The 6,000-nt window shown below is 30.5% G+C and carries 3 protein-coding genes; 2 read left to right on the top strand and 1 reads right to left on the bottom strand.

All coding sequences use genetic code 11. The features are described from left to right. Positions 1–428: 428 nt before the first annotated feature. On the bottom strand, positions 429–1,766 hold the full coding sequence (locus C1X07_RS20115; protein WP_103071834.1) for a hypothetical protein: 1,338 nt from the start codon (positions 1,764–1,766) through the stop codon (positions 429–431). Between the two features lie 637 nt (positions 1,767–2,403). Between C1X07_RS20115 and C1X07_RS20110 the strand changes: the two genes are divergently transcribed. Beyond that, positions 2,404–4,158, top strand: a complete 1,755-nt coding sequence (locus tag C1X07_RS20110; RefSeq protein WP_103071833.1) for an ATP-binding protein — start codon at positions 2,404–2,406, stop codon at positions 4,156–4,158. 262 nt (positions 4,159–4,420) lie between these two features. Further along, complete coding sequence (locus tag C1X07_RS20105) at positions 4,421–5,386, top strand: restriction endonuclease (RefSeq protein WP_103071832.1); 966 nt, start codon at positions 4,421–4,423, stop codon at positions 5,384–5,386. Positions 5,387–6,000: the final 614 nt, after the last annotated feature.

Raw genomic sequence — 6,000 nt, 5'->3', positions numbered from 1 at the left:
AGTTAAATATTTTTATTGGAGAATGATGTTAGCAAGCTATCAATAAAGCTTGATACTCTTTTGCGTATTCTGAAATCTCCTCCAAAGATTTTACTAAAAAGTTCGAACTTCGAATGCTCGGGGTCACAAATAGGATAAAAACCACTCTGAAAAGGGTGGTTTTTTAGTATTCGGAAGGGTGATAATTTCGTTTCTAGACTCCTGTTTTCTGGAATTTTATATGTTGATTTAGTACAGAATTCCTATAACAAGAATAAGCTTTTAGAGCTTATTGTCAGTGAGATGTTCTAATATTGGAGCACTTTTGTTGGGATTTGACATAGTGTATAAGTTGAACAAAAACATCGACCTAGAAATCTTACCCAATGAATCATAAGTATTTAAAAAAACGTTAGTTAAAAACGACATTGGTTTTTTAATACTATTAATTATTCGAACAAACAGAAACTTATTTCATCAGATTTAAATATGAGTCTACTAGTTCCGGACCAGCTAATATGTAAACTTTCATGAATCTTACATCTCAGAATAAAACCACCTTTTTTTAATGGGGTTACAAGTTTTTCTTTGGCTATACTTTCTGCACTATAGGGACTTAATTGAGCTTTTTCCGCTGAACATTTTATATGTGTAGGTCGGTAACTACCCCTGTATTCAAGAAAATCTACTTTGATCCCATTTGGTCTGTTTTTACCTCTGTTTTCACCTGATACTTTTTTATTTATCCATTTAACAATTGTGTTTATTCCGCATTGTCTGAAAAAAGTTTCGTAATCATCTCCATAATCATCATGAGCCTTATTTCCTTTAATGGGGTTATAAACAATTGTTAGCCAGTAATTCCAATAGAATTGTTTTTTTAACTCATTTCTTAGGTAATCTGCTATCTGATCGTGATCATCCTTTATTTTTTTTGGTATTGAGCTAATTAAATCTATTGTTTTCGGACGAACATTTTTTTTAAAGGAGTCAAAACAATCATTCATTTGCGTTTCCCATTCATTTTGCACATGCGATAGGCGTTGATTGAAATACTTAAAGACTGTTTTTTCTGCTAGTTCTAATTGTTCTTCAGCTTTTTCTTTTGATAGCTTTTTAAGCTCGTTATCATTATATTTGTTTAAAATTTGTACTATTCCATGGGATTGAGCAGCAAAATATAGATATGATAGGAGCGCCCCTGCAATATTATTTACCGCTGTTACATCTCCAAATGTTAAACTTTCTATGGTTGATAATGCTTTAGATGTTTTATATATGTTATTCGTAATTTCATCTGCATGAATTTCGATCTCTACTTCATTAAACGATCTAATTTGTTCTCGTTCGTAAATGGCTTCATTACTATCTTTATTTTCTTCTTTACTTAAATTTGTAATATGGTATTTTAACGTGTCAAAAAATGCAATTGAATGATTTAATCTAGTTTTAATTGCTTCAATTTTAGTAATGTTTTCTAATCTTTTAAACTGAGCATCCATTCTATTTCCTAAATCAGTAACTTGTGAGCTGAGTTTATCAACTGCCCCCAATATTTTATCCGTATCACTTTCTACACCGGATATCGTTCCTATAAGTGAAAAAGCAGAGCCTGCAATTCCAAGACCAGACGAAAACTTGGACAGTTTATCAAATTCTTTAACATACTTTTTTGTCGTGTCAATATCCTTTATAGAATCGAACAACTTTTTGATATTAGAACAATAGTTGGAAATTTCTTTTGATGCATCTCCAACAGACATAGGAAGATTTTCTATATTATTCATAAGAAAAGTTTTTATTAATTTAGATTAATTAAATATAGTGTTTTTTGTTATAATTATTCTATATGTCTTGTCTTTTATATTATCTAGACCTACATTCTATAAGAAACCGCGACAAAACTATTCCAGGTCCCACACCACGTGAAACTGCGATAAAACGGCTCCAATATTGGGAATCGTTGATTATATGCGGGATTCTGAAGAATTATATTTTTTAAGAGTGACTATAGTCTGAAAGGAAATGACTTTAGAATTTTAAAAACCCGATCAGATAGTGTAGTTTTTAAAATTCTGGAAAGTGTAAAGGTTTCCGGAATATACACCGGAAAAAATCATTAAAACACCCGTAAACGATCTTATTATTTGATACTAAAATATTACATATACCGAGTTTAGCAAGTGGTTGAGACACTCCCGTGGTCACTTAAGAATCTTTGAATTTCTTGTAAATCTGATATCAAAAAGTTCGAACTTCGAATGTTCGGGGTCACAAAGTATTAAAAGCCAGACAATATTGTCTGGCTTTTTTGTTGGTTATTCCTACCTTTATATTCAGAAATTATAGGATGATATCCTATTTCATATTAGCTACAATGTGACGTAACGTGTGCTAATTAATATTTAAAATAGAATATTCTACATGGATTTAAAGATTAGTTCAGGCAAGTATAAATCAATAGGACAATTAGAGTGGAAGGATATACCTGATTTTTCCGTTATAACTGGTGTGAATGGTTCAGGGAAAACTCAGTTACTTGAACTAGTTGACTATTACTATGACAGAGGCAAATATAATCAAATGAACAGGCTCGGTATCCTTGGTCAATTCCCAGATATTCAAATAAATAATATTAGTTTGAGTAAGGGTGATGTTGTTTTATTAAGAAGTCAATTTGGTTTATCAAGTACAGGTCTAATAAATTTCTCCGGTATTCAATCAACAATACAGCAGTTGTATCAGCATGGAATAACGAGAAAAAACAGCAACCCTCAATATGATGAAATAATACAGAATTTTGAAAGTAAAACAGGATCTAAAATAAGAGATATATCAATAGAAGAATTTACGAAAAAACTACCTGTAGATTTTTTTATGACAAGTGACACTCAATTTAATGGGAAACTCAATTTTATTTTCTATACTTATCATATAAAATTTTTGAACGAGCAATTAAAAGGGAAGAAGGATTTACAAATTAGAAGTGAGTTAGGACCTCCGCCTTGGGAGGTTTTTAAAGATATCATGGAAAGAATAGGTTTCCCTTTCTCAATTACAACACCAGAGGGTTTGGATTTACTCTCATCTTTTGATTTGAAGTTGTTTAGTATCAATAAACCTGCCGAAAGGATAGGTTTTTCAGACCTATCTGGAGGAGAAAAAGTTTTAATGTCCTTAATTATATGGTTGTATAATTCCCAAGAGCATAATGTTCTACCAAAATTAATACTATTAGATGAGCCAGATGCTCATTTACACCCTTCCATGACTAAGGTATTTATTGAAATCATTCAAGATATTTTAGTTAAAAAATATAAAACAAAAGTCATAATGACAACCCACTCTCCTTCAACAGTTGCACTAGTACCAGAGGGAAATTTGTTCGAAATGAGAAGGGAATCCCCCAGAATAAATTCTATTTCGGATAAAAGTTCTACTATATCACTTTTAACATCAAACTTAATTACTGTTACAAATAGAACAAAGTTTATTTTGGTTGAAGATGTAGAAGATGTTAGTTTCTATTCGAGGGTAGTGGAAATTTTAAAAAGTAAAGAGAAACTTCCTGACCACGCGTCAATAATTTTTATTCCTGCAAGTACTAGAGAGGGTAAAGGTAAAATTGGAGGTGGCTGTACTGTGGTAAGAGATTGGACTGAAAAACTACAGAGTTCCGGTCTTGGCAATATTCTTTTTGGTTTAGTTGATGGAGATAAAGGGGTTACTGCTCAAGATGGAATTTATGTTCTGAACAGGTATAGCTTTGAAAATTTCTTACTTGACCCTCTTGTAGTATTTGGTTCATTATTGGAGAATGAGGTAGAACCAAAAATTGATGGAATACAATTAGGTTTTGGGGAACAATATAAGATTGGAATGTTAAAAAGTTCAGATGCTCAAATGATAGTAGATAATATTGTAATGACTATTGAGGATAATAATGGTGTATTTAATGAGAATGATAAGAAACGTATTGAAATCAATTATTTGAATGGAAAAAAATTAATGCTTCCAAATTGGATAATTGAAAAACGGGGGCATGATTTAATGAATATTTACAGAATGAAATTTGGGCAGAAGTCAATTAGTTTTAAATCTTTAATAAACAGCTTGCGTAAAACACAAATTATCCCTACCGATTTGTATGAAAAAATTGTTGAAATTTGGGAGAGTTAGTGTCTTAGTCAATACACATAAGCCAAGGGATTGTGGGTAATTTAAACATTAGTGTATTTCCTCACACTTACAGAGGTGTGATAAATGAAGTTAAGAGATTCTTGTCTCCATGTATTACTAACAGTTACCAATAAGCGTAGTAATCAATTGGAGTTTTAGATAAAAAAACAAAAGGTAAAATGAAAAAAGCCAGTGCTAATTCGAAAAGTTAAGACTTAAAACTGTTAATAGCCGAGACTTAATTGCAAATTACCAAGATACTATGAGAAACAATGGGAAATCGTTAGAAAAAACTATCCGGCTTATCCAAGAGACTTTGAAAGATTCTGAAAACACAAAGGTTTTCAATAATTATAAAATTGAAAATGAAAGTGGACTGAAACGGGAAATTGATATACTAATTGTTTCTTCAATTAATGATTTCGATATTAAGATAGCTATTGAATGTAAAGATTATAATAGAAGAGTTCCAGCCAGTGATATTGAAGCTTTCCAATCTAAATGTGATAGAATTAAAGAAATTAATAAGAAAGTTTTTGTTAGTACAAATGGATATCAAGCAGGCGCAATAGATGCCGCAAAGTATTATGGAATTGAACTATATACTGCTAATAAACTGAAACAAGAGAATATTAAAAATTGGTTTCCAATAAAGCAAATGAGACTTCGAATTGAGCCAAAATTTATCGCACCAACACTATACTTAGATGCTACACAAGAAAAATTAGAAACTGTTTTAAAAGATTTTAATAGTGTTGTTTATGGAGAAAAGATTAATGAACCAATTAAAATAGAAACACTTTTAATAGAAGCAATTGAGAATAATAAAATTAAAATTTGGAATCTTGCTCTTTTTAAATGGATAAAATTGGAAGAAACAAAGAAAGACGAATCTTTCCCTGTACAATTCCAGCTTGACTTTAATGATTTTTATATAAAATCAACAAAGAAAGAAAAAATTAAACTTTTTAGGTTAATATCAAGTGTATATGTGAAATTTGTAAAAAGAGACGCTACAATTCTAAGCGGGAGAATTGTTAAAGGTTCAAAAAATAATGACATTACGAAATCAATAACAATAGATATTGGAAAGAATTTAAGTACTGATATTATAATAGACAAAAATGAGGAATTAACATTTTTTACGACAAATGAAAAGGATGAACCACAGAAATTAACAACTTTATTTACTTACAACCCGAACACAAAAAAGTTTAACAAAAAGTAATAAAAGTGAAATATTTGTATTTGGCTTAGTGCCCAATTAGTATGGTCAATCAATAGTGCTATATTTCTTACACTCAATTTTAACAAGCCTTAAATAAGACTCTATTTTGGATACTATAGTTGCTAATCTCCTCCAAAGATTTTAATAAAAAGTCGGAACTTTGAATGCTCGGGGACAAAAAGTTGTAAATATTTACTGAAGCGAGACAATATTGTCTCGCTTTTTTGTTGGGTATTATTTTTATATTCTCATGAATAGAGTGATGTAGGCAACATTGGTAATTATAACCTTTTTGAAACGCCGTTTGTGATGGGAACGGAAAATTTCTTAGCTTTGGAAAAACAAACCAAACATAACACTTCTTAAACTCCATTGATCAAATTGTTTGCTATCGCTACGCAAACTATTTAATCAACTAAGCTAAGGCATAGTTTACTAAGACGTTGTAGCCAATATTTATGCAAAAATTGGATTTAAATAATAGTGAAGAAAAATACCCATATGTATTTCTACCTGAAATTATAAAGAATCATATTTGCCATGGCTATAATGAATCCGAAAAACTAGATTTTTTAAATCTTGAAAAACCTAGTTACTCAACCAAAAACATCTTT

This window comes from Aquimarina sediminis, from assembly GCF_002895435.1.
In the GTDB taxonomy this organism is placed as follows: Bacteria; Bacteroidota; Bacteroidia; order Flavobacteriales; family Flavobacteriaceae; genus Aquimarina; species Aquimarina sediminis.
Note: the sequence above shows the minus strand (reverse complement) of the source record. Positions and strands in the feature narration are given on the sequence as shown.

Bases quoted from the DNA above. Each gene is read 5' to 3' on its own strand.
- C1X07_RS20115 (WP_103071834.1), bottom strand. From the start codon at position 1,766: ATGAATAATATAGAAAATCTTCCTATGTCTGTTGGAGATGCATCAAAA.
- C1X07_RS20110 (WP_103071833.1), top strand. From the start codon at position 2,404: ATGGATTTAAAGATTAGTTCAGGCAAGTATAAATCAATAGGACAATTA.
- C1X07_RS20105 (WP_103071832.1), top strand. From the start codon at position 4,421: ATGAGAAACAATGGGAAATCGTTAGAAAAAACTATCCGGCTTATCCAA.